The 22007-nt window shown below is 65.9% G+C and carries 21 protein-coding genes; 15 read left to right on the top strand and 6 right to left on the bottom strand.

All coding sequences use genetic code 11. From position 1 onward, the window contains the following. Nucleotides 1-123 precede the first annotated feature (123 nt). The gene (coaBC, locus tag IV113_RS15190) at nt 124-1350 is read left to right on the top strand and encodes a bifunctional phosphopantothenoylcysteine decarboxylase/phosphopantothenate--cysteine ligase CoaBC (RefSeq protein WP_291086617.1); all 1227 of its coding nucleotides are present in this window, start codon (nt 124-126) and stop codon (nt 1348-1350) included. A 69-nt stretch (nt 1351-1419) separates the two neighbouring features. On the opposite strand, the gene IV113_RS15185 is transcribed toward coaBC, so the two are convergent. Next, entirely contained in the window at nt 1420-2547 is a 1128-nt protein-coding gene (locus IV113_RS15185) for a substrate-binding domain-containing protein (protein ID WP_291086615.1), read from the bottom strand. Nucleotides 2548-2700: 153 nt separating this feature from the next. Between IV113_RS15185 and IV113_RS15180 the strand changes: the two genes are divergently transcribed. The 9 genes from IV113_RS15180 (at nt 2701) to IV113_RS15140 (ending at nt 9488) form a co-directional block, all read left to right on the top strand. Beyond that, nucleotides 2701-3438 (top strand): ABC transporter permease, encoded by a 738-nt coding sequence (locus IV113_RS15180; RefSeq protein WP_291086613.1) that lies wholly within the window; start codon nt 2701-2703, stop codon nt 3436-3438. Continuing rightward, nucleotides 3435-4199 (top strand): ATP-binding cassette domain-containing protein, encoded by a 765-nt coding sequence (locus IV113_RS15175; protein WP_291086611.1) that lies wholly within the window; start codon nt 3435-3437, stop codon nt 4197-4199. Before IV113_RS15180 ends, IV113_RS15175 begins: the two co-directional genes overlap by 4 nt. Nucleotides 4200-4264: 65 nt before the next feature. Next, a complete protein-coding gene (locus tag IV113_RS15170; protein ID WP_291086686.1) occupies nt 4265-5008 on the top strand; it encodes a substrate-binding domain-containing protein in 744 nt (247 codons plus the stop codon). Between the two features lie 6 nt (nt 5009-5014). Beyond that, the gene (locus tag IV113_RS15165; protein WP_291086609.1) at nt 5015-5821 is read left to right on the top strand and encodes a molybdate ABC transporter substrate-binding protein; all 807 of its coding nucleotides are present in this window, start codon (nt 5015-5017) and stop codon (nt 5819-5821) included. Then, nucleotides 5802-6848 (top strand): iron ABC transporter substrate-binding protein, encoded by a 1047-nt coding sequence (locus tag IV113_RS15160; RefSeq protein WP_291086607.1) that lies wholly within the window; start codon nt 5802-5804, stop codon nt 6846-6848. Before IV113_RS15165 ends, IV113_RS15160 begins: the two co-directional genes overlap by 20 nt. Nucleotides 6849-6852: 4 nt before the next feature. Further along, nucleotides 6853-7851 carry an iron ABC transporter permease gene (locus IV113_RS15155; RefSeq protein WP_291086605.1) on the top strand — a complete coding sequence of 333 codons (999 nt, stop codon included), beginning with the start codon at nt 6853-6855 and terminating at the stop codon, nt 7849-7851. Further along, nucleotides 7848-8630, top strand: a complete 783-nt coding sequence (locus IV113_RS15150; protein WP_291086603.1) for an ABC transporter ATP-binding protein — start codon at nt 7848-7850, stop codon at nt 8628-8630. The genes IV113_RS15155 and IV113_RS15150 overlap by 4 nt, the downstream gene beginning before the upstream one ends. A gap of 86 nt (nt 8631-8716) precedes the next feature. Then, nucleotides 8717-9121 (top strand): DUF3597 domain-containing protein, encoded by a 405-nt coding sequence (locus IV113_RS15145; protein WP_291086601.1) that lies wholly within the window; start codon nt 8717-8719, stop codon nt 9119-9121. Between the two features lie 109 nt (nt 9122-9230). Then, nucleotides 9231-9488: a PsiF family protein gene (locus tag IV113_RS15140; RefSeq protein ID WP_291086599.1), complete on the top strand. Its 258-nt coding sequence runs from the start codon at nt 9231-9233 to the stop codon at nt 9486-9488. A 10-nt stretch (nt 9489-9498) separates the two neighbouring features. Here IV113_RS15140 and modC read toward each other — a convergent pair whose 3' ends face one another. From modC to modA, 3 genes are read right to left on the bottom strand one after another with little or no spacing between them, the layout of a single operon-like run. Continuing rightward, entirely contained in the window at nt 9499-10599 is a 1101-nt protein-coding gene (gene modC, locus IV113_RS15135) for a molybdenum ABC transporter ATP-binding protein (protein ID WP_291086597.1), read from the bottom strand. Next, a complete protein-coding gene (modB, locus tag IV113_RS15130) occupies nt 10596-11279 on the bottom strand; it encodes a molybdate ABC transporter permease subunit (RefSeq protein WP_291086595.1) in 684 nt (227 codons plus the stop codon). Before modB ends, modC begins: the two co-directional genes overlap by 4 nt. 3 nt (nt 11280-11282) lie before the next feature. Beyond that, nucleotides 11283-12029: a molybdate ABC transporter substrate-binding protein gene (modA, locus tag IV113_RS15125; protein WP_291086593.1), complete on the bottom strand. Its 747-nt coding sequence runs from the start codon at nt 12027-12029 to the stop codon at nt 11283-11285. Nucleotides 12030-12103: 74 nt separating this feature from the next. On the opposite strand from modA, the gene IV113_RS15120 reads away from it, so the two are divergent. Continuing rightward, on the top strand, nt 12104-12877 hold the full coding sequence (locus IV113_RS15120) for a TOBE domain-containing protein (protein WP_291086592.1): 774 nt from the start codon (nt 12104-12106) through the stop codon (nt 12875-12877). Nucleotides 12878-12934: 57 nt separating this feature from the next. On the opposite strand, the gene IV113_RS15115 is transcribed toward IV113_RS15120, so the two are convergent. Beyond that, nucleotides 12935-14764 carry a 7TM diverse intracellular signaling domain-containing protein gene (locus IV113_RS15115; protein ID WP_291086590.1) on the bottom strand — a complete coding sequence of 610 codons (1830 nt, stop codon included), beginning with the start codon at nt 14762-14764 and terminating at the stop codon, nt 12935-12937. Between the two features lie 149 nt (nt 14765-14913). On the opposite strand from IV113_RS15115, the gene IV113_RS15110 reads away from it, so the two are divergent. The 4 genes from IV113_RS15110 (at nt 14914) to IV113_RS15095 (ending at nt 20867) form a co-directional block, all read left to right on the top strand. Next, the gene (locus tag IV113_RS15110; protein ID WP_291086588.1) at nt 14914-16422 is read left to right on the top strand and encodes a hypothetical protein; all 1509 of its coding nucleotides are present in this window, start codon (nt 14914-14916) and stop codon (nt 16420-16422) included. Nucleotides 16423-16460: 38 nt separating this feature from the next. Beyond that, nucleotides 16461-18563: a cyclic nucleotide-binding domain-containing protein gene (locus tag IV113_RS15105; protein ID WP_291086586.1), complete on the top strand. Its 2103-nt coding sequence runs from the start codon at nt 16461-16463 to the stop codon at nt 18561-18563. A gap of 214 nt (nt 18564-18777) precedes the next feature. Next, nucleotides 18778-19257, top strand: a complete 480-nt coding sequence (locus IV113_RS15100) for a PEP-CTERM sorting domain-containing protein (protein ID WP_291086584.1) — start codon at nt 18778-18780, stop codon at nt 19255-19257. Between the two features lie 155 nt (nt 19258-19412). Beyond that, nucleotides 19413-20867 carry a UDP-glucose/GDP-mannose dehydrogenase family protein gene (locus IV113_RS15095; RefSeq protein ID WP_291086582.1) on the top strand — a complete coding sequence of 485 codons (1455 nt, stop codon included), beginning with the start codon at nt 19413-19415 and terminating at the stop codon, nt 20865-20867. Here IV113_RS15095 and IV113_RS15090 read toward each other — a convergent pair. Beyond that, entirely contained in the window at nt 20779-21990 is a 1212-nt protein-coding gene (locus IV113_RS15090; RefSeq protein ID WP_291086580.1) for a glycosyltransferase family 1 protein, read from the bottom strand. The genes IV113_RS15095 and IV113_RS15090 overlap by 89 nt on opposite strands. Between the last annotated feature and the right edge of the window lie 17 nt (nt 21991-22007).

Below are 22007 nucleotides of genomic sequence, written 5' to 3'. Positions count from 1 at the left end.
TCTCGGGCGAGCCAGATGCTCGCAGGAGGTGGAAATGGCGATTATAAATGCCGCCCCCATCTGCCATCCGTCCGCCCCACCCGGCGGACCGTGCGGACAGGGCCCAACTGCTACATTGCGCCCATGAACGAACTCACTGGAAAACACATCGTCCTGGGTCTCTCGGGCGGTATTGCCTGCTACAAGGCCGCCGAACTGTGCCGGGCGCTGGTGAAAGAGGGCGCCACGGTGCAGGTCGTCATGACCGAGGCGGCCGAGCAGTTCATGACCGCGGTGACGATGCAGGCGCTCTCGGGCCGCCCGGTCTTCACCTCGCAGTGGGACGCGCGCACCTCGGGCGGCGCCGACAACAACATGCCGCACATCAACCTCAGCCGCGAGGCCGACGCGATCGTGGTCGCCCCGGCCAGCGCCGATTTCATGGCCAAGCTGGTGCACGGCCGGGCCGACGAACTGCTCTCGCTGATGTGCCTGGCGCGCCCCATCGATAGCGTGCCGCTGATCCTGGCGCCCGCCATGAACCGAGAGATGTGGGCGCACCCCGCCACGCAGCGCAACATCGATCAGCTGCGCGCCGACGGCGCCACCGTGCTTGACGTGGGCGCGGGCGATCAGGCCTGCGGCGAAACCGGGGACGGCCGCATGCTGGAGCCCGACGAGCTCCTGTACGACCTGGTCCGCTTCTTCAAGCCCAAGGTGCTCGCGGGCCAACATGTGCTGGTGAGCGCCGGCCCCACCTTCGAAGCCATCGACCCGGTGCGCGGCCTGACCAACCTCTCCAGCGGCAAGATGGGTTTTGCCATCGCCCGCGCCGCGCACGAAGCCGGCGCCCATGTGACGCTGGTGGCCGGCCCGGTGGGACTGCCCACGCCGCGCGGCGTGGGGCGCATCAATGTGAAGTCGGCGTTGAACATGCAGAAAACGCTGGACCACCTGGCCCAGGCCGCCACCGTGTTTGTCTCGGCCGCCGCCGTGGCCGACTGGCGCCCGGCGCAGATGATGGACCAGAAGATCAAGAAAGACGGCTCGGGTGAGGTGCCCACGCTGTCGTTCGTGGAGAACCCCGACATCCTGGCCGGCATCGCCGGTGGGGAGCGCGCGCAGAGCGGCGCGCTGTACTGCGTGGGCTTTGCCGCCGAGAGCCACGATCTGCTGACCCACGCCCAGGCCAAGCGCGCGCGCAAGGGTGTGCCGCTGCTGGTGGGCAACATCGGCCCCGACACGTTTGGGCAGGACGACAACGCGCTGCTGTTGGTGGACGCGCACGGCACGCTTGAGTTGCCGCGGGCGTCGAAGCTGGTGCTGGCGCGTCAGCTGATCGATGAGATTGCTCGGCGGCTCAAGAGCTGAGCGGAAGCAAAGGGAGCAGCGAGGTTTGGGTGAGGCTTCGACAGGCTCAGCCCGAACGGTATTTTTTGTTCAGTCCCACCAAGGGAGCAGGCGCTTCATGGCGGCCACTTCGCCGCAATGGTCGGGCACATAGCCCGGCAGGCCCGCCAACTGGTCGTGCCATGCGCGGCTGCGCAGGCGTTGCAGCAGGCGCTGCACGGCAGGCTGCTCCAGCGCGGTCTTCAGGCACACCAGCAAGTAACGCTCTTCGGTGAGCGGCACAAAGCCCAGACCCTGGGTGCGGGCGGCGTACTCGGTGCCCAGGCCCACATCGGCTGTGCCACTGGCCACCGCCTGGGCCACCGCGGCGTGTGAACTCTCCACATGGTCGAAACCGGTGATGTCTTCCGGCATCAGCAGGGCCTGTGTGAGCAGTTCGTCCATCAGCAAGCGCGTGCCGGTGCCCAGCGCGCGGTTGACGAAGCGAACCTGCAGGCGGGCCACGTCGTTCATGTCTTGCAGCCGCAGCGGGTTGCCGGGGGCCACCATCAGGCCCTGGGCGCGGCGCGCGAAACCGATGATCTTGTGCAGCCCGGGCTTGAGCAGCGGGCGGTAGGTGCGCGCGCTCTGGCTGCCCGAGGCGGCAAACGGCTGGGTGTGAAACCCGGCCAGGGCGCAGCGGCCTTCGTTGAGCGCGCGAATGGCGTCCACGCTGCCGCAGAAGCGGATGTCCAGGTGCAGACGGCCTGAGTCCTTGGCCCCCGGTGTGCGGGTGGAGGCAAATTCCTGCAGGGCGCTCAAGGCGTGGTCGTGGCTCGCGTAAAGCGTCAGCACCTCGCTGTCGCCTTCCTCGCCGGCGTCGTCGAAGGCGCGGGCAAAGGCGTGCTCCAACTCGGCGCGCAAGCTTTCGATCTGCGGCCCCAGCCGGGCCTGGGCCAGCCGCTCGGCCATCAGCAGGCGCTCACCAAACGGCGTCAGGCGCGCTGCCTGGCCGCGTTCCCAGAACACCAGCGCCTGCCCCAGGGCCGTTTCCCAATCCTTGAGCTGCCCCCAGACATGGCGGTAGGACAAGTCCAGTTGACGCGCAGCGGCCGAGATGGAGCCGCTCGTGTGAACCGCTTGCAGCACATCCATCATCGGATTGCGCAGCAGCGCATGGCCGCTGGAGCGGTCCGGCGCGCGAGCGGCAAACGCGTACGACAACTGGATCTGTTTCATGGTCCGCGAGTGTGCCCCAAGCGCGCAATGCCGCCGACCGGCCCGATGCCCAGAGCACGGCACCCTATGCAATGAACTGCCTATGCACGGGGGTTCATACCGCGTCAGTACGTAGTTGTCCCGGGGGGTGTTGCCCCTATGCTTTGCGCCCACATGAACACCTTTACCGATAGCGTCACCACCGCACTGCAACTGGTGGTTTCGGGCGATCCGGGTCTGTGGGCGGTGGTGAGCCGGTCCCTGGCGGTGAGCGCCATGGCGTGTGCGCTGGCATGCAGCCTGGGCCTCGTGCTCGGCGCCTGGCTGGCGGTCTCGCGATTCACGGGGCGCGGTGTCGTGCTCACCCTGCTCAACACCTTCCTGGCCGTGCCATCGGTGGTGGTCGGCCTGGTGATCTATCTCTTGCTGTCACGCTCGGGTCCCTTGGGATTCCTCGGTTGGTTGTTCAGTTTTCAGGCCATGGTGCTGGCGCAGGCCTGCCTGGTGCTGCCCTTGGTCACGGCGCTCACGCGCCAGGTGGTGGAAGACGCCGACCGCAGCCATGGCGAGCAACTCTCGTCCATGGGCGCGGGGCCGGTGTTGCGCAGTCTGCTGCTGGCCTGGGACGACCGCTACGCCCTCATCACCGTGTTGCTCACGGCGTTTGGCCGTGCGGTGTCTGAAGTGGGCGCGGTGATGATCGTGGGCGGCAACATCGAGGGCTTCACCCGCGTGATGACAACCGCGATCGCGCTGGAAACCAGCAAGGGCGATCTGCCGCTGGCGCTGGGTCTGGGCCTGGTGTTGCTGGGTGTGGTGCTGGTGCTCAATGCCCTGGTGTCGCTGCTGAGCCGCTGGCGCGAGCGCACCGACAGCGCTGATGCGACGCGTTTGAAGCTGGTGACCCCATGACCGGCCTGCCCCTGAACGCAGTGGTGCCCGCGGTCTGTTTTGACCTGCGCAACGTGCAGGTGCACCTGGGCCCCGCCGGACGGCTGCATGCCCTGACCGATATTTATCTGCGCATCCAGGCCGGCGAGCGCGTGGCACTGGTGGGCGCCAATGGCAGCGGCAAGAGCACGCTGCTGCGCACCTTGCACAGCCTGCAACGCATCAGCGGCGGCGAACTGCATGCCTCTAGCCAGCAGCGCGTGGCCATGCTGTTCCAGCGGCCCCACATGCTGCGGCTGAGCGTGCGGCTGAACATCCAGCTCGGACTCTGGCTCCAGGGCATCGCCTGGCGCGAGACGCGGGCCCTGGCGCTGGCTGCGCTGGACCGTGTGGAGCTGGGGCATCTCGCCGAGCGCAATGCCCGAGCGCTCTCGGGCGGGCAGCAGCAGCGCGTGGCACTGGCCCGCGCCTGGGCCTTGCGGCCCGACGTGTGGCTGCTCGACGAACCCACCGCCAGCCTGGATCCGCATGCCAAACGCGAGGTGGAGGCGCAGATCGCCGAGTTCACCTTGGGCCATCCCCACCCGGCGGGCGAGCGCCCGCCCACGTTGGTCTTCAGCAGCCACAACCTCGGCCAGGTCAAGCGCCTGGCCAGCCGCGTGATTTACATCGAACAGGGGCGGCTGCTGGCCGACCTGCCGGTGGCCGATTTTTTCAACCACGACCTGCTGCGCGCGTTGTGCCCGCAGGCCCATTTGTTTGTTCAAGGAGAAAGCGTGTGAATGTGTTGCGCCGTCTGACCCTCTCTGCCACCCTCGGCGCCGTCTTGCTGGCCAGCGCCGGCGCCATGGCGCAAAGCATCGTGGTGGCGTCCACCACGTCCACCGAGCAGTCAGGGCTGTTCTCTTACCTGCTGCCCGAATTCAAGAAAACCAGCGGCATCGACGTGAAGGTCGTTGCTCTCGGCACAGGCCAGGCCATCGACATGGCGCGCCGCGGCGATGCCGACGTGCTCTTCGTGCACGACAAGGTGGCCGAAGAGAAGTTTGTCGCTGATGGCTTTGCTGCCAGGCGCCAGGAGGTCATGTACAACGACTTCGTGCTGATCGGCCCCAAGACCGACCCTGTGCAGGCCAAGGGCAACGACATCGTGGCCGCCATGAAGAAGGTCGCCACGGCCAACGCGCCTTTCATCTCGCGCGGCGACAAGAGCGGCACGCACGCGGCCGAGCTGCGCTTCTGGAAGATGACCGACACCGACGCCAACAAGGGCACGGGCTACAAAGAGTGCGGCTGCGGCATGGGCCCGGCACTCAACATCGCGTCCAGCGCCGGCGGCTACGTGTTGGCCGATCGTGGCACCTGGCTCAACTTCAAGAACCGCGCCGATCTCGTGGTGCTGGTGGAGGGCGACAAGCGCCTGTTCAACCAGTACGGCGTGATGCTGGTGAGCGCGGCCAAGCACCCGCAGGTCAAGACCGCCGACGGCCAGAAGTTTGTGGACTGGGTCACCGGCCCGGCCGGGCAGACAGCGATTGCTGGCTACAAGATCGGCGGGGAGCAGCTCTTCTTCCCCAATGCCAGCAAGTGAAGCGCGATGCGCCGCGCCAGCCTGACGGTCATCGCCCTGGCCACGCTGGTCGGCTGCGCATCGCCTGACACGAGCGAGATGAAAGTACCTTTGCAGGTCTACGCCGCGGGCAGCCTGCGCGAGGTGCTCACCGAGATCGCGCGCGATCACGAGGCGAGCACAGGGCAGAAGATCGCGCTGACCTTCGGTGCTTCGGGCCTGCTGCGCGAGCGCATCGAAAAAGGCGAGGGCGCACAGGTGTTTGCCTCGGCCGACACCCAGCACCCGCAGCGCCTGGCCGCTGCCGGGGGATGGGCGCCGCCCACCGTGTTCGCTCGCAACAGCCTGTGTGCGCTCACGCAGGCGAGCGTGAATGCCACGCCGCAGGACTTGCTCGACACCCTGCTCGATCCTGCGGTAAAGCTGGGCACCTCCACACCCCAGGCCGACCCCTCGGGCGACTACGCGTGGGAGCTGTTCCGCAAGGCCGAGATTGTGCGCAGCGGCGCCTACGCCGCGCTCGACGCCAAGGCGCTCAAGCTCACGGGGGGCCCCGATTCACCCAAGCCGCCTGCTGGCCGAGGCACTTACGCGTGGGTCATGGACCAGGGCCAGGCCGACGTGTTTCTCACCTACTGCACCAACGCCGTCGCGTCGCAAAAAGAGGTGCCGCGCCTGAAGGTGGTGCAGGTGCCCGCAGCCTTGCAGGTGGGGGCGTCTTACGGCCTCACTGTGCGGCGCGGTGCGCCTGCGCCGGCCGAGGCCTTCGCAAAGGCATTGCTGACACCCGCCGCACAGACCACGTTTGCGCGCTATGGCTTTGGCCCACCCTGATGATTCGGGTCTGCGTCGGCGCGACCTGCTGATCGCGTCGGGCGCACTCGCTGGACTGCCGGCGTGGGGCCAGGCCCGCAGCATCATCGACGGCGCGGGGCGCCGCGTCACCGTGCCGGCCAGGGCGCAGCGCATCTTCCCCGCCGGCCCGCCCGCCGCCATCTGGCTCTACACGCTCGCACCCGATGCGCTCATCGGCTGGCCGCGCGCCAACCGTGGCCCCGAGCTTGAGTTTTTGTTGCCCGGCATCGGCAGCCGGCCCGAGGTGGGGCGCCTCACCGGGCGCGGCAACACCACCAACCTCGAACAACTGCTGCTCAGCAAGCCCGACCTGATCGTGGACGCGGGCTCGACCCGCCAGACCTTCGCCGAGCTGGCGGACCGCGTGCAGTCACAAACCGGCATTCCGTACGCGCTGCTCGACGGTCGACTGGCCGCCGTGGCGCAGGGCTACACGCTGCTGGGTGAACTCACCGGCCGGCAGGAGCGCGCAGCCGTGCTGGCGCGCTATGCGAGCGACACCTTGCGCACGGTGCGCGAGCGTGCGGCCCGGGCGCCATCGCAGCCTCGTGTGTATTGCGCGCGGGGTCCCGACGGGCTGGAGACCGGGCTGGGCGGTTCGATCAACGTGGAAATTCTTGACGCCATGGGCATCCGCAACGTGGCCGCCGAGCTGCAGGGCGGCCTGGCCACGGTGTCGATGGAGCAGGTGCTGGCCTGGGACCCGGAGGTGATCGTCACCATCGACCAGAGCTTTGCGCAGACCGTGCGCGGCAACCCGCTGTGGCGCAGCGTGAGCGCGGTCAAGAACGGGCGTGTGCACCTCTCGCCCAAGCTGCCGTTCGGCTGGATCGACTTTCCACCCAGCGTCAACCGCCTGCCCGGTCTGTGGTGGCTGGGCAGCAAGGTGCACCCGGCGCTGTTTCCCGAAGACCTCGACACGATCACGCGCGACTTTTACAAGTTGTTCTACCAGGTCGATCTGAATCCGGAACAGGTGCAGCGCGTGCTGGCCGGCAGGGACTGACCCCATGCGCAGCGGTGCCTTCTGGGCGGTGGGCGTGCTGCTCGCGGGTGTTCTGGTGGCCTTCTCCCAGGGTCGCACGCCGCTGGCGCTCTTCGATCTGTGGCAGCTGGCGTGGGCGGTGCTGCAGGGCGCGCCCCCGCCCAACGAGCAGACGCAGACCATCGTGCTGCAGATCCGTGGCCCGCGCGTGCTGGCCGCTATCGCGGTGGGTTCGGCGCTGGCGGTGGCGGGTGCGGCGTTTCAAGGGCTGTTTCGCAACCCGCTCGTGTCGCCCGACATCCTGGGCGCTTCGGCCGGTGCAGCGCTGGGCGCGGTGCTCGGCATCTATTTCTCCATGGGCGTGTTCGGCATCCAGATGGCGGCGTTCGCCGGTGGTCTGCTGGCCGTGGCGCTGGTCTATGGCGTGGGCTCCACCGTGCGCAACAGCGACCCCGTGCTGGTGCTGCTGCTGGCCGGCATCGTGATCGGCTCGCTGCTGGGCGCGGGCATCGGCATGGTGAAGGTGCTGGCCGACCCTTACAACCAGCTGCCCGCCATGACCTTCTGGCTGCTCGGCAGCCTCTCGGCCGCGCACGCGGACGACCTGCCCGCACTCATCGTGCCCGTGGCGCTGGGCACGGTGGTGCTCCTGCTGCTGCGCTGGCGCATGGACGTGATGTCGCTGCCCGAGGAAGAAGCCCGATCGCTGGGCGCGCGCACCACCGCCCTGCGCTTGCTGATCGTGGCCGCGGCCACGTTGGTGACGGCCGCGAGCGTGGCGGCCGCCGGCATCGTGGGCTGGGTCGGGTTGGTGGTGCCGCACCTGGCGCGCTTTCTGGTGGGGCCTTCGTTCGTGCGCCTGCTGCCCACGTCGGCCGTGCTCGGCGGCGGGCTGCTGCTGTTCATCGACACGCTCGCGCGCACCGTGGCGCCGGTGGAGATTCCGCTGGGCATCCTCACCGCGCTCATCGGCTCGCCGTTTTTCATCTTTCTGCTGCGTCGCGCTTCCAGAGGATGGACATGACGGCCATGTTGGAAGCCACCGACCTGAGCGTGGGCTATCCGGGCCGCGTGGTGGGTTCGGGCCTCTCTCTCACGTTGCCGGCTGGCGAAGTGCTTGCGCTGCTCGGCCCCAACGGCTGCGGCAAGACCACGCTGCTCAAGACCCTGCTCGGCCTGCTGCCCGCGCTCGGTGGTGCGGTGCATCTGCAGGGCAAGCCGCTGGCGCAATGGCCGCTGGCCGAGCGCGCGCGAGAGCTGGCGTATGTGCCGCAGGGTCAGGCCAGCACCTTCGGCTTCACCTCGCTGGAGATGGTGCTCATGGGCCGCACCGCGCACCAGGGGCTGATCGCCCGCCCCACCGCGCACGACCGCGATGTTGCCCACGGCGCCCTGCATCGCGTGGGCATGGTGCAGTTGGCTGATCGGTCGGTGCACCACATCAGCGGCGGCGAGCGCCAACTGGTGTTGATCGCCAGGGCGCTGGCGCAGCAGCCGCGCGCTGTGCTGCTCGACGAGCCCACCGCCAGCCTCGACTTTGGCAACCAGGGGCTGGTGATGCGGGCCATCCGCACGCTGGCCGCGGAGGGCTTGGGCGTGCTGTTCACCACGCACGACCCCAACCAGGCGCTGCGCTGCGCCGACCGCGCCGTGCTCATGCGCGAAGGCCGCGTGCTGGCCGAGGGCGCGGTGCATGAGGTGATCGAGGCCGAGGGCCTGCGGGCGTTGTACAGCGCCGGTGTGATGCAGCTCCACGATGCTGCGGGTGGCCCGCCGGCTTTCCTGCCCGATTTCGTCGGGTGAGCATCTGTTACCTGTCGCACATACGCATGTGCGACCATATTGGCTCGCATTTGAATTCCAACCGTCACCACCTCAAGGAGCATCTCATGGGTCTCTTCAGCAACATCCTCGAAAAACTCGGCATGGGTTCCCCCAAGGTGGTGCCACAGCCACCGGCTGCAGCACCCGCGCCTTCGGCTGCACCGGCACCCGCAGCGGCGCCAGCGCCCGCACCTGTGGCCTCCATCACCATGGTCGACGTGGTCGCCCTGATGGAGCAGAAGGCTGCGGCCAACCCGCAAAAACTCAACTGGCGCACCTCCATCGTTGACCTGCTCAAGTTGCTCGACATGGACAGCAGCCTTGACGCGCGCAAAGCGCTGGCCAAAGAGCTCTACTGCCCCGACGAACTCATGAGCGACTCGGCCAAGATGAACGTGTGGCTGCACAAGAACGTGTTGGCGCACATCGCGGCCAATGGCGGCAACATCCCCAAAGAACTGCTCGATTGATACTTTCGATGCTGGGATGAACCCGAGGCAGGGCCTGAAACCCGCCTCGGCGCATTGACAGTGTTTGCCTGCTGACCTTCAATGAATTTTTTCATTCATGGAGATCTGCATGCGCACCATCTGGTTGGGTTCCTGGGCCCTGGCGGCCCTGCTGCCTCTGACTTCGTTCGCCGAAGGCGCGAGTTGCACGGCATCCGCCACCGAGAAAAAACTCGCCGGCGCGGCCAAGACTTCGTTCATGAAAAAGTGCGAGAAAGACGCCACCGCCACCTGCGATGCCGCCGCCGTCGAGAAAAAGATCTTTGGCGCTGCCAAGACCAGCTTCACCAAAAAATGCGTGAAGGACTCCGTGGGCGCGGTGGGTTGACCTTCTGGTGTCAACGCACCATTGCCACACCCTTGATCTGCGCAAACACCGCCTGACCCGGCGTTATGCCCAGGCGGCGCGCCGAGAGCTGGCTGATGCGTGACAGCAGGCGCACCGGCCTCGGGCCGTGGCCCAGCTGCAGCCCCACCAGCACCTGACCAGGTGTGTCGTCCATCACATCGACCACCGTGGCGCTCAACACGTTGAGCACGCTGCTGTGCTCGGGTGCCTGCAGCGACAGGCTCACGTCGCGCGCCTGAATGCGCACGCGCACCGGCGTGCCCTTCGGCAGAGCGGCGCTGCTGGCTTGCGGCAGCAGCAGGCGCCCGCCATCAAACTCCAGCTCACTCAGACTGTCGGCGGTTGAGTGGGCGAGCGTGCGCGCTTCGATCAAGGCGGCGGCCGCGTCGCCGCGCGCCAGCGGCATGTCCAGCCGCGTCATGAGCTCCGTCACCGGCCCGCTGCACAGTGCGCGGCCATCACTGAGCAGCACCACGTGATCGGCCAGGCGCGCCAGCTCGTCGCTGGAATGGGTCACGTACACCACGGGGGTGTCCAGCCGCGCGTGCAATTGCTCCAGCCACGGCAGGATCTCGTTCTTGCGCGCCGCGTCGATGGCCGCCAGCGGCTCGTCCATCAGCAGCACGCGCGGGCTCGTGGCCAGCGCCCGCGCGATCGCCACGCGCTGGCGCTCACCGCCCGAGAGCTCGTGTGGCCTGCGGTGCAGCAGGTGGGCAATGCCCAGCAGCTCCAGCCCGTGGTCCCAGGCGTGGCGGCGCTGGGCGGGCGGTGTGCGCTTGAAGCCGAACATCAGGTTGTCGCGCACGCTCAGGTGCTCGAACAGGCTGGCCTCCTGGAACACATAGCCCAGCGCGCGCTGGTGCACCGGCAGCATCACTTGCTGCGCGCTGTCCTGCCACAGCTCGCCATCCACGCGCACCACGCCTTGGGCCATGGGCTCCAGGCCCGCGAGCACGCGCAGGCATGAAGTTTTGCCCGAACCCGACGGGCCGAAGAGCACCGAGACGCCGCGGGCGGGCAGGCGCAAGTCCACGTCGAGCAGGAAGCCGGAGCGCTGCAGGCGTGCGGTGAGTTGCAGATCCCCGCTCATCGAAGGCCCCTGCGCTGGCGGTGGTTGTAGAACTGCAGCGCCAGCAACACCACGAAAGAGAAGCCCAGCATCACCGCCGCCAAGCGGTGCGCATCGCTGTACTCCAGCGCCTCCACGTGGTCGTAGATCTGCACCGACACCACGCGCGTCACACCGGGGATGTTGCCGCCCACCATGAGCACCACGCCGAACTCGCCCACCGTGTGCGCAAAACTCATGATGACGCCGGTGACCAGGCCCGGCCGGCACAGCGGCAGCACCACCGAGAAGAAGGTGTCCAGCTTCGAGGCGCGCAGGCTGGCCGCGGCCTCCAGCGGGCGCTCACCGAGCGCCTGCATGGAGTTCAGCACCGGCTGCACCATGAACGGCAGCGAATAGAACACCGAGGCGATCACGAGGCCCGCGAAGCTGAAGGTGAGCACGCCCAGGCCAATCGCTTGCGTGAGCCCGCCCACCGGGCCGTTGGGCCCCATCAGCACCAGCAAATAGAAGCCCAGCACCGAAGGCGGCAGCACCAGCGGCACCGACACCAGCGCGCCCACCGGCCGGCTCCACACCGAGCGGCTGCGCGCCAGCCACCAGGCCAGCGGCACCCCCAGCACCAGCAGGATGGCGGTGGTGAGCGCGGCGACTTGCAGCGTGAGGCCGATGGCCTGGAGATCGGAAGGTGTCAGGAGCACGGGTTAAAGGTCGTATCCGTAGGAACGGATGAGTGTCTTGATATTTGGGCTCTGAAGCAATTTCATCAGCGCCTGCGCAGCTTCGTTGCTGGCGCCGGTTTTCAGCAGCACCGCGTCTTGCCGGATGGGTGCGTACAAGTTTTGCGGCACCACCCACATCGAGCCGCTCTTGAGCCGACCACCTTCAAGCACCTGCGACATCGCCACGAACGCGATCTCGGCGTTGCCGGTGTAGGCGAAGTTGTAGGCCTGGCCGATGCTCTCGCCCTGCACCAGTTTCGGCGTGAGCGTGGACGAAAGGCCGAGCTTGTCGATCACCTCCACCGCCGCCGCGCCATACGGCGCCGTCTTGGGATTGGCGATGGCCAGCTTGCGAAAGCCATCGGTCTTGAGCACCGCGCCCTGGCCGTCCACCTTGGCCGCATCCGCCGACCACAGCACCAGCTTGCCGGTGGCGTAGGTGAAGCGGCTGCCGGGCTGCGCCAGGCCATCGGCCTCCATCTGCGCGGGCGCATGGGTGTCGGCCGAGAGCAGCACGTCAAACGGCGCGCCGTTCCTGATCTGCGCAGTCAGCCGGCCAGTGGAACCCACGGTGATCCTGAGCTTGTGGCCGGTGGTCTTTTCCAGCACCGCGGCAATGGCCTTGATGGGCTCGGCGAAGTTGGCCGCCACCGCCACCTGGGTCTCGGCGGCGTGCAGCGCGCCGACCATGAAAAACAGCCATGCGAACAGCAGTGAACGTGCGAACATCGGAGCGATCCTCTCAAAAATATCGCTATTCCAATTCAGAATAGCGGTGAGTATAGACGGCACCTCAAAACCCTATGGCTTCCAGAAAAGACACCCCTCGTGCGCCCAACGCTCTGCCCCAGGCCCTGGCTGATGCCAGCGCCGACAAGCGCCTGGACGTGTTGCGCCACGTGGCCGCCGGTTGCTCCATCTCGCAGGCGGCGCGCCAGGTCGGCATCAGCTACAAGGCAGCTTGGCAGGCCATCGACACGCTGAGCAACCTCAGCGGTGTGCCGCTGGTGGAGCGCACCGTGGGCGGCGTGGGCGGCGGCGGCGCGCGCATCACCGCCGACGGCCTGCAACTGCTCGCGCTCGCTGCCGAGCTGGCGCGCGCACGCCAGCAGGTGCTGGCCCGCTTTGCCGTCGGCGCCATCGGAGAAGGCGGTCTGGGCCTGCGCACCAGCATGCGCAATCAGTTGCGCTGCCGCGTGCTGCGTTGCGCACCGCTGGCCCCGGGCGATCCGACGGTGGAGGTGACGCTGGTCACACCGGGCGGTGCACAACTGGTGTCCAGCATCACACAGGAGAGTGCGGACCTGCTGGGCCTGGTGCCGGGGCTGGCCGTGCTGGCCTTGTGCAAGGCGACGGCGGTGGAGGTGTCACTCGCTGCTTCAAACGCTGCCGCTGGCGCACTCACCGGCCGCATCGAGCGCTGTTCGCCCGGTGCCCGGCAAGACGAGGTGGTGTTGGCGCTCGATGGCGGCGGGCATTGGGTGGGGTTTGCGCGGCATCCGTTCAAGGGGCGGGCGGGGGATGCGGCTGTGGCTGCTTTGTTGCCGGCGGCTTTGGTGATTGGACTTGCGGGTTGAGATGACCGTGCTGCTGGGAAGAATGGTTTCTTGTTCCCAATGCCCTCAGTAGAAGCGCTACCAGGTATGGACCATCTCAGCGCACTCCACCGGCTCGGCAAAGCCTTTCAAAGCGAGCGAAGGCAGGGGCCGGACCTGGAGGACCTTGGCGATGTTGCTCGCCACCACACTGCAAATGATGGTTTGCCCGCCCTGGGCCTGCGAGCAGAGCCGTGCGGCCAGGTTTGTCACATTGCCGATGGCGGCGTAATCACGCCGCCCTTCGAAGCCGATGGCGCCAATGGTCGCCACGCCCTGGGCAATGCCCACACCCAGGGACAGGCTGTAACTGCGCGTCTCCCAAGCGGTTTGCAAATTCGCAAAGCGCGACTGCATTTCCGTTGCCATGCGGCAGGCCTTGACGGCTGGGTCCACCACCTCGACCGGGTCGTTGAAAAAGATCATCATTCCGTCCCCTGCAAAACGCTCCAGCGTGGCGCCGTGCGCCGCGATGAGTTCCCCCATCACCGCATGGAACTCGGCCAGCATCCGCATCACTTCGTCGGCGCCATGCTTCTGGGTGAAGCTGGTGTAGCCGCGCAGATCCAGAAACAGCACCACGATCTCGCGTTGGTGCGGGCGGTACAGATCCTCATTGGGTGCCGAGAGCAGCCGGTCGGCCACGGCGGGGGAGAAGAAGCGCCGCAAACGCTCCAGACGGTTGACCCGTGAGATGCGTTCGGCCAGCGCCAGCGACAGCATGATGGCGTCCACCAGCATGCCAAAGTCAACGGCGCGGAAGGTGGCGAAGGTGTAAGGCAGGATGCCAAGCACCGTCAGCGCCGTGGTGGCGGAACCCACCAGGCCGGCCAAGGTGGCCGCCAGATAGTATTTGGCAGCACCGTTGCCTTGCTTCATGGAAATGAAGCCGAGACACAGGACGAAGACAGAGTAGATGACGATCCAGTAGACCGCATTGCGCGCATGCAAGCCGTAACCGAAGGGAAGCGTCGCCAGACAGCCCAGCACAAACACGATCAGGAATCCCTGCCATGCTTTGTAGGCGCGCGGAAGCTTGTTTTTCAGGTCCAGGAACACGCTGGCAAACACCAGCCCTGACAGAGCAAAGAGGTAGGAAAACGTGGAATGCGCCCAGTTGGACAGCTCGGGCCACTCCCGATACAGCAGGCCGAAGGCGTGGCCGTTGTACACCGAGTGCAGTGCCACAAATGCACCCACATAGGCACAGTACGCCAGGTACATCGGCTCTCGCACCGAGAGGTACAGCATGAGGTTGAAGGCGATCAGCGCAAGCAACGCGCCATAGAAAAAACCAAAATAAGCCGCTTCACCAGAAGCCAATGGATTGAACGCGCTCCGGTCCAGCAAGGACATGACCACAAACAAGGTGTCCCGGCTGGTGACGCGCACGACCAGCGTGCTTGGGCCGGGCGGCAACACCAGGTTGAAGTTGATCTGCCGGCGCTGTTCCGCGCGCTGAGCAAAAGGCAGGGTGTCGCCGCCGATCTGGGTCTGCAGATGCCCGTTGGCATCGACCAGGGTGACCTGCACTTCGTCGAGCCAGGTGGGCTCGAACAGCAGCAGGCGTTCCAGCGGGTTCTTGTCGGGGTTGTCCACGGGGACAACCAGCCAATAAGCCGCATCCGTGAAACCAAAATTGATCGCGCCACTGCCAGGGCCCGACGGCGCCCCCAAGGGCGACTTCAGGATTTGCTCGACGGTCTTGTTCTTGTCGGCGTCCTCGACAACGTGCACCCACGGGTTCAAGGCCACTTCTTTTGTGCTGGACGACACGATGAGCCTTGCGTCTTGTGCCGCGGCGGGTGGCGCGCACCAGGGCAAAACCAACAGGGCGATCCAGAGAACGCGGGCGAGCAGGGCAGCCATGGGATTGGAAGGAAGGCTGAAACGCCTACTTTAAGGGCAAGGGCAGCTCAGGCTCACCAAAGAGATCGGGCAGCCTGCCTTCAGGGTATGCTCGGCAACCGATCGCCAAACCGCCGGGGTCACTCATTGAAACTTTGAGGAGACTCCGTATGGACAAGACCTTGTGTGGCCAGCCCGAGCTGCCCGCCGATCAGTTTCTCTACGAGCGCCGCGGCCCCTGGCCCCAGCCCAGCCCCTCGTACCCCCTGGCGAATGCACCGGAAATCCTGAACGTCCCGCCGGTCGAAACCATGATCTGGACACAGGCCATCGGTTCGCGCTACTTCCAGACAGAGATTGGCTTCCCCGGCGCGGCGGCGGCCAACGCGGTGGTGGGCGGCCAGCTGGAGATCCCGTCCGATGCCGAGTTCGTCCGCATGATGACCAATTCGGTGTTCGCGCGCTCGCTCAGGCCGGTGGCGGGCAGCAACACCTGGATCTCCAACTTCCATGCCATGGAGTTGATGGAAGGCGACACGGTGCCCGGCACCTTTGTACGGCGGGTCAGTTGTGTGTTCGAGCGCAACGCCGGCCAGTTTTCCTGCACGAGGATCGACGTGGCGAACCCGACCGGGAGGCCGCTCGAAGTGTCGCCTTCCGATCCGGCCTGGAACCTGGCCAAGGCCTATGCCCTGCAAGGGGCCTCCTACGTCGGCATGTTCGTGGTGCACCCGGCCCTGCATTTTCCGATGGACACCGTGAACGCGATCACCAAGACCGCTGTGCCACGCAACCACCCGCTGTTCCAGCTGCTGCATCCGCACAGCGCTTATGCATTGGCCGTGAACAACGCTGTTCTTGAAACGGAAGACGGCGTCCTCAGCAGCAACCCGCAAGGCACCTGGTTCGACCCGCTCACCGCCACGGGTCTGGTGATCAAACGTCTGTTCGGCGCCGGCTACGCGGGTCTTCCGAATCCCCCGGGCCTGTACCCGCAATACGACTACATGAACCCATGGATGGATGGCAGCCTGCCCTACGGACACTGCCTGCGTCTGTATTTCGATGCGTTCCTGGGCTTCTGCGAAACAGTGGAGAAAGAGATCCTGGGAGCCTGTCCAAACGACATCTACGTGGAGCGTTGGGCGAACTACATCAGCGCACAGCTTCACGGATTTCCCGATGGAAAGGCGATTTTCCAGCCCGGTGTCCTGACCAGGGCGCTGGCGGTCTACATGTGGGACGTGACGGTATCGCACGCCGCCGATCACTACAGCTATACCCACGACGTCACCCCCGCAAAGCCCCCAACGCCCCCCGTTGTAGGCACCACCCTGGCGGCCTGGAAGTTCCTCCGGCTGCGGGTGCCACCGCCCCAACACCTGTCCGATGGCGCTGCCGTGAAACTGGTGGGTGACGTGTGCCCCCCCGATGATCTGTACCGGGCCGAGATGACGCAGGAACTGTTCTTGAAGCCCGCAACGATCTATCCGAACCTGGTGCAGACCACGTACGCTTTCACCTCGCTGCCGTTGCTGCAGGCGCAAGAGAAGTTCCATGCGGATTTGCGCCTGGTCGCGGCCAAGGTCGCTGCCGTGATGCCCAACTTCATGCCGCTTGAGGTTTCGGACACCATGAAAGACTATTCCCGCACCATCTCGGCCAGCGTCCAGTACTAGCGCACAAGGCGATTTGCGCAAGCCCCTGGCACAAGCAGATGCTGAAACCTTTCACCACCGGGCTTGAAACCCTGGGCAGCAGCCTCCCCGTGACCCTGGGTGCGCTGGGATTCATGGCCTACAAGATCGGTCCCGAGATGACGGCGCCCCTGATGCTGGCGATGTTCGGGGCGATCGCGATCACCAACCTGTGCGCCGCTTTCTCGCAGCGTCCCCTGACGTACTACACGCGCTTCTTCGAGGTTTCGCTGCTGGCGGGCTTCATCGACAGCTTTGTGCCGCGGCTGGAGGCATGGGGCTTGGCCGACACACCGGTGACCCGCCTCACGCTGGTGGTGATGGTCTGCATTGGTGCGGCAGTGCTGCAGCCCGTGTTCTACGCGTTCCGGCTCCAACGCATGACGCGCTTCATACCGGCGCCGGTGTTCGCTGGATTCCTCAACGCCACCGCGCTGATCCTGCTCCTCACGCAGGGAGGGCTGATCCTGGCCTTGCTTGCCGGCCCGTACGGCGCGGCCTGGCCTTCGCTGGTGATCGCCGCGGTGTGTTTCGGTGTCGCTTACGCGGCGCGCAGCTTCAACCGCAAGCTGCCCGCCGGTGTGCTGGGCCTGGCGGCGGCCAGCGCAGTGGCCTACGTGCTCACGCGATGGGGGCATCCGTTGCCATCCATCCTCCCTTCCGACACGCAATGGGTCTTGCCTGTCGCCTTGCTGGACTGGAGCGTTCTGGATCCGTCCCGGGGCGCCCTCGGTTCCGTGCTCCTGCACATGGTGGTGGCGAGCACCTTGCTGGGGGTGGTGGTGTTCCTGAACACCATCACGGCCGTCGAGACAGTTTCACAGGCGGACGACAAGCCGCTGCCGGACAGGCGGCAGCTGATGCTCCTGTCCGCGGGACAAATCGTCAGTGCCTGCCTGGGTTCCGCGCCCATGAGCGGCACCCCGAGCGCGGCCATGGTCGCCATGCGGTCGGGCGGACTGAGCACAGGATCACTGTTCGTGTTTTCGGTGCTGGCACTGCTGTTTTATGGCCTCGGCTTTCTTTCGTGGGTGCCCGCCGCGGCTGTGATCGGCTTGCTGCTGTTTCTCGTCCAGGACTTGGTGGACGCACCCAGTGTGGCGCTGGCTTGGCGCTATCTGTTTCAGCCCCGCGCGCGCCAGGCCATCGGTGCCCTGCAGCGTGAAGACCTGTTGATCGTCGTTCTGGTCACGCTTTTGGGTGCGATGGTCAACATGGTGGCTGCCTTGCTGGCCGGCATGGTGCTGGGCCTCATTTTGTTTGCCAGGCGCAACGGGAAAAGCCCGATCAAGGAGGTGAAGGATGGCCGGGCCTGGCGCTCCAACTGCGCGCGCTCTGCCAGTGACTCCGCGTTGCTGATGCAGCATGGCGAGCGCATCCTGTGCCTGCGGCTGCAGGGGGCGCTGTATTTTGGTGTGGCGCGAAGCCTGCGCGCTGAAATCGAGGCCCTGTTGCCGCACCGGGCGCAGCCGCAGTGGCTGATCCTGGACTGGCGTGCCGTGGTCTCGCACGACACCACGCTGGCGCTCATGCTGGAGCGCTTCGAGAAATCCGTGGCGCTGCGAGGCGTTCGTGTGCTCCACTGTGCCCGCGCGGGCGACAACAGGGCGTATGCCGACATGGATCGCGCCCTGGAAGTTTGCGAGAACCAGCTGCTGGACGAACAGCGCCCCAGCGCGGATGCGCAGGACAGCGATGTTTCGCACCTGCACGCCCTGGTCGGCGACCTGGACCCCACTGCGCAGGCCTTGGTGCTGGACTGTTTTGCGCGCCGCCACTACGCAGCCGGTGAGCATGTGTTGACCATGGGGGAGACAACGCGTGATCTGCATGTGGTGGCCAGCGGCCGGGCCGATGTGCTGATACAGGGCGGCACGATTCGCCTGGCTGGTGTGAACAGCGGCGCCATTCTCGGCGAAATGGGGTTTCTGGATGCCACGCCCCGCGCTGCCGATGTGGTGGCTGTCGAGCCCCTGGTCTCGCTGGCGATGAGTCGGGAAAGGTTCGAAGTTCTCAGCCAGCAGCACCCTGAAGTGGCGCAGCAAATCATGCAGAGCCTTTGCACCGAATTGGCCAGCCGCCTGCGTCTGCTGCACCAGCTTATCTCGCGTGAGCGCGCGTAACGCGACGTCGCGCACTACGCAGCAGGGAACGTCCACGCCCACTCCCTCCCACTGCCATCACCCGAACACGGTCATGTCCGTCGCCATTCTTTACAGCGGGCATGGTGTTCAAAGTTGAAGTTGGAACGGGAACGTTGAATACGCAAGCAATTTTCCCATTGGCATCCAAGTTGCTCGCGTTCCAGAATCTTCAATCAGAACAAGGATGATCTTCATGAAACGTACCCTCACGACCTTGATGTTGCTGCTCGGCCTGTGTACCGGCGCCCAGGCGGCTCTGGTCTATTCGTTCACCTCGAACCCGGTCGAGTTCAAGTTCACGACAACCGATTTCCTGACCTCCCCCACAGTCCTGCAGTCCGCAGACTTGTTCGATGTGATCAACAACCTGGCGGATGAAACGCTGGACTCGGTGAACTTCATGTCCCCAGGATTTGTGGTGTCAGGCATCGAGATGAATTTCCCCGGAGGATCGCCGCTCATCTCGATCATTTATTCATTCGTTGGCCCCTTCGACCATCTGGGCACTTACATCAGTTATGGGTTGACCGGCCCCAGCGATGCGATATTGACGATCACCGAAGCAGCGGTGGAAGTGCCCGAGCCCGGCTCGCTGTTGCTGTTGGCCGCTGCACTCGCCGCGCTCTCACTCACTTTGCATCGGAAGCCCGCTCGGCAGCGCGCGGGCTCGTGAAGACCGGGGTGGCTGGCTGAAGCGTGGTATCCACGCGGTGGCGCGCACACGGGGCCTGTGCTTGCCAGACCCCCGTTTCACGCATCTGTCATCGCTTTGCCAAGGCAGTTTCATCTTGGGCTTGCAGCATGTTCTCCAACCAACGGAGAACAGCCATGAAGATCGCAGTGGTGGGTGCAGGGTATGTGGGTCTGGTCACCGCGACCTGCCTGGCGGAGCTGGGCAATGACGTCATCTGCGTGGATCGCGACCACGGACGTGTCGCGGTGCTGCAGGCCGGCGGTGTGCCGATATTCGAGCCCGGTCTTGAGGATCTGTTGCAGCGAAACTGCAACGCCGAACGTCTGCGCTTCACCACGTCCATCGCGGTTGCGGTGCGGCATGCCGAGGTGATCTTCATCGCGGTGGGAACGCCACCGCAGGAAGACGGATCGGCAGATCTGCAGCATGTGCTGGCTGTGGCCGCGCAGATCGGTCAACACATGACCGACTTCAAGGTGGTGGTCAACAAATCGACCGTCCCGGTGGGCACCGGAGGGCGTGTGGAGCAGGTCCTGCGCAGCGCGCTGGCAGCCAGGGGCCTGGATGCGCTGGATTTCGCTGTTGTGTCCAACCCGGAGTTTCTCAAGGAGGGTGCTGCGCTGGACGACTTCATGCGCCCGGACCGCATCGTCATCGGTCTGCCCCCCGGAGAGGCCGGCGAAGCGGCCCGGCGCCTGATGACCCGGCTCTATGCCCCGTTCAACCGCCATCACGAGCGCAGTCTGTGGATGGATGTGGCGAGTGCTGAAATGACCAAGTACGCCGCCAACGCCATGCTGGCGACGCGGATCTCGTTCATGAACGAAATGGCGCATCTGGCCGACGCCCTGGGCGCCGACATCGACTCCGTGCGCCGGGGCATCGGATCCGACAGCAGGATCGGCCACGGCTTCCTGTACGCCGGCACGGGCTATGGGGGCAGCTGCTTTCCCAAGGACACCCGCGCGCTGATCCACGAAGCGGCCGCGCATGGCTTGCGCATGCGCGTGGTCGAGGCCACCGAGTCGGTGAACCATGAGCAGAAGCAGGTTCTGGTGGATCGGGTCTGCGCGCACTTCGGCTCGGATTTGCGCGGGCTGCGCCTGGGTGTGTGGGGGCTGGCCTTCAAGCCCAACACCGACGACATGCGCGACGCGCCCAGCCGCATCGTGATCCCCGAGCTGCTGAGTCTGGGTGCCGAGGTTCTGGTGCACGACCCGGTGGCTTCGAGCGAGGCACAGCGCGCGCTCAGCGCCGATCTGGGGCGACCGGTGGGCGAGATGGATGGCCTCAAATTTGTCGATTCCCCACTCGAAGCTGTGGCCGACGTCGATGCCCTGCTGGTGCTGACGGAGTGGAAGTGTTTCCACAACCCGGACTTCGATGCCATGGCCCGCAGCATGCGCGGACGTGTCATCTTCGACGGCCGAAACCTCTACGACCCGGCCCTGATGGATGCGCTCGGCTTCGTTTACCAGGGCATCGGGCGGCGCGGTCTCCTCAAGCCCGCGCAGCCGAGTGACGCGCGGCCACCATGTGGTGCCACACACCCTCAACCTGGCGCACGATCTGCTCCCAGTCTTGCGTGAGCGTGGTGGCGCGGCCGCGCTCGCGCAGTTGCCGGACAAGCCCGGGGTTGCTCATCAGTTCAACAGCGTTCCGAAGGAATGCCGCCTCATCGCCACGGGGGGCCAGCAAGCCGTTGTCGCCATGCCGGATCAGTTCGGCCGCGGCGGCATAGTCGAAGGCCAGCACCGCCAATCCGCTGGCGAGTGCCTCGGGTGTGACATTGCCGTAGGTCTCGGTCACGCTGGGGAAGACGAACAGGTCGGCGCTGGCGTAGTGTCGAGCCAGCCCGTCGCCACTCTGCGCTCCCACCATCAATGCGTCGGGGCAGGCTTGTGCCAGGGCGTTGCGTGAGGGTCCGTCACCCACCACCACCAGCTTGAGATCGGGCCGCACGGCGCGCATCGCGTTCCAGCTGCGCGCCAGCAGATCGAGGTTCTTTTCGCGGGCGAGCCGGCCCACCGAGAGCAGCACCGGCTGATCGGGCGTGACGCCCCACTGCGCGCGCAGGGCCTCGCTGCGGTGCACGGGTGAGAATCTGGCGGCGTCCACACCTCGGGCCACCACCATCAGCCGCTCGAAGCCTTGGGCCGACAGGTCTTGCAGCAGGTCGCTCGACGGCACCATCGTGCAATCCGCCAGGTTGTGAAATTTGCGAAGGTAGGCGGCGATCGGCTTGCGAAGCCAACCGATGCCGTAGTGCTGGCTGTAAGCGTGGAAGTTGGTCCGGAAGTCGGTGCTCAGCGGCAGCCGGAGCTTGCGAGCGGCCTGCACGGCCGACCAGCCCAGAGGACCTTCCGTGGCCACATGCACCAGGTCGGGCCGTTGCCGCGTCCATTGCGCGAGCAGTGCGCGCTTGATCGGCATGCCCAGGCGAAGCTGCGGATACCGGGGAATCTCCAGCCCCCGAACCAGCAGTTCATCCGAGGTGGCATCGCGATCCTTGTCGGTCAGGGGCTGGCGTGGTCGGATCAACTGGATCTGGTGGTTGCTGGCCTGCAGCCGCTGCACCAGTTGCTGCAACGTGACAGCCACACCATTGACCTCGGGCGGATACGTCTCGGTGACCACGGCAACCCGCAGGCTGGGTCGTGGCACAGGCAGGTGTTCGACCAGCAGGGCGTCGCAGACGTCGGATGTGTTCATGGGGAAGATGTTCATCG

Origin of the sequence: Hydrogenophaga sp. (assembly GCF_018780385.1) — a bacterium.
In the GTDB taxonomy this organism is placed as follows: domain Bacteria; phylum Pseudomonadota; class Gammaproteobacteria; order Burkholderiales; family Burkholderiaceae_C; genus Hydrogenophaga.
The sequence above is the reverse complement of the archived record's forward strand: the minus strand, read 5'-3'. Positions and strand labels throughout refer to the sequence as shown.

What these genes read in the sequence shown, in the direction of transcription:
- coaBC (WP_291086617.1), top strand. Translation starts at nt 124, where the DNA reads ATGAACGAACTCACTGGAAAACACATCGTCCTGGGTCTCTCGGGCGGT.
- IV113_RS15185 (WP_291086615.1), bottom strand. Translation starts at nt 2,547, where the DNA reads ATGAAACAGATCCAGTTGTCGTACGCGTTTGCCGCTCGCGCGCCGGAC.
- IV113_RS15180 (WP_291086613.1), top strand. Translation starts at nt 2,701, where the DNA reads ATGAACACCTTTACCGATAGCGTCACCACCGCACTGCAACTGGTGGTT.
- IV113_RS15175 (WP_291086611.1), top strand. Translation starts at nt 3,435, where the DNA reads ATGACCGGCCTGCCCCTGAACGCAGTGGTGCCCGCGGTCTGTTTTGAC.
- IV113_RS15170 (WP_291086686.1), top strand. Translation starts at nt 4,265, where the DNA reads ATGGCGCAAAGCATCGTGGTGGCGTCCACCACGTCCACCGAGCAGTCA.
- IV113_RS15165 (WP_291086609.1), top strand. Translation starts at nt 5,015, where the DNA reads ATGCGCCGCGCCAGCCTGACGGTCATCGCCCTGGCCACGCTGGTCGGC.
- IV113_RS15160 (WP_291086607.1), top strand. Translation starts at nt 5,802, where the DNA reads ATGGCTTTGGCCCACCCTGATGATTCGGGTCTGCGTCGGCGCGACCTG.
- IV113_RS15155 (WP_291086605.1), top strand. Translation starts at nt 6,853, where the DNA reads ATGCGCAGCGGTGCCTTCTGGGCGGTGGGCGTGCTGCTCGCGGGTGTT.
- IV113_RS15150 (WP_291086603.1), top strand. Translation starts at nt 7,848, where the DNA reads ATGACGGCCATGTTGGAAGCCACCGACCTGAGCGTGGGCTATCCGGGC.
- IV113_RS15145 (WP_291086601.1), top strand. Translation starts at nt 8,717, where the DNA reads ATGGGTCTCTTCAGCAACATCCTCGAAAAACTCGGCATGGGTTCCCCC.
- IV113_RS15140 (WP_291086599.1), top strand. Translation starts at nt 9,231, where the DNA reads ATGCGCACCATCTGGTTGGGTTCCTGGGCCCTGGCGGCCCTGCTGCCT.
- modC (WP_291086597.1), bottom strand. Translation starts at nt 10,599, where the DNA reads ATGAGCGGGGATCTGCAACTCACCGCACGCCTGCAGCGCTCCGGCTTC.
- modA (WP_291086593.1), bottom strand. Translation starts at nt 12,029, where the DNA reads ATGTTCGCACGTTCACTGCTGTTCGCATGGCTGTTTTTCATGGTCGGC.
- IV113_RS15120 (WP_291086592.1), top strand. Translation starts at nt 12,104, where the DNA reads ATGGCTTCCAGAAAAGACACCCCTCGTGCGCCCAACGCTCTGCCCCAG.
- IV113_RS15115 (WP_291086590.1), bottom strand. Translation starts at nt 14,764, where the DNA reads ATGGCTGCCCTGCTCGCCCGCGTTCTCTGGATCGCCCTGTTGGTTTTG.
- IV113_RS15110 (WP_291086588.1), top strand. Translation starts at nt 14,914, where the DNA reads ATGGACAAGACCTTGTGTGGCCAGCCCGAGCTGCCCGCCGATCAGTTT.
- IV113_RS15105 (WP_291086586.1), top strand. Translation starts at nt 16,461, where the DNA reads ATGCTGAAACCTTTCACCACCGGGCTTGAAACCCTGGGCAGCAGCCTC.
- IV113_RS15100 (WP_291086584.1), top strand. Translation starts at nt 18,778, where the DNA reads ATGAAACGTACCCTCACGACCTTGATGTTGCTGCTCGGCCTGTGTACC.
- IV113_RS15095 (WP_291086582.1), top strand. Translation starts at nt 19,413, where the DNA reads ATGAAGATCGCAGTGGTGGGTGCAGGGTATGTGGGTCTGGTCACCGCG.
- IV113_RS15090 (WP_291086580.1), bottom strand. Translation starts at nt 21,990, where the DNA reads ATGAACACATCCGACGTCTGCGACGCCCTGCTGGTCGAACACCTGCCT.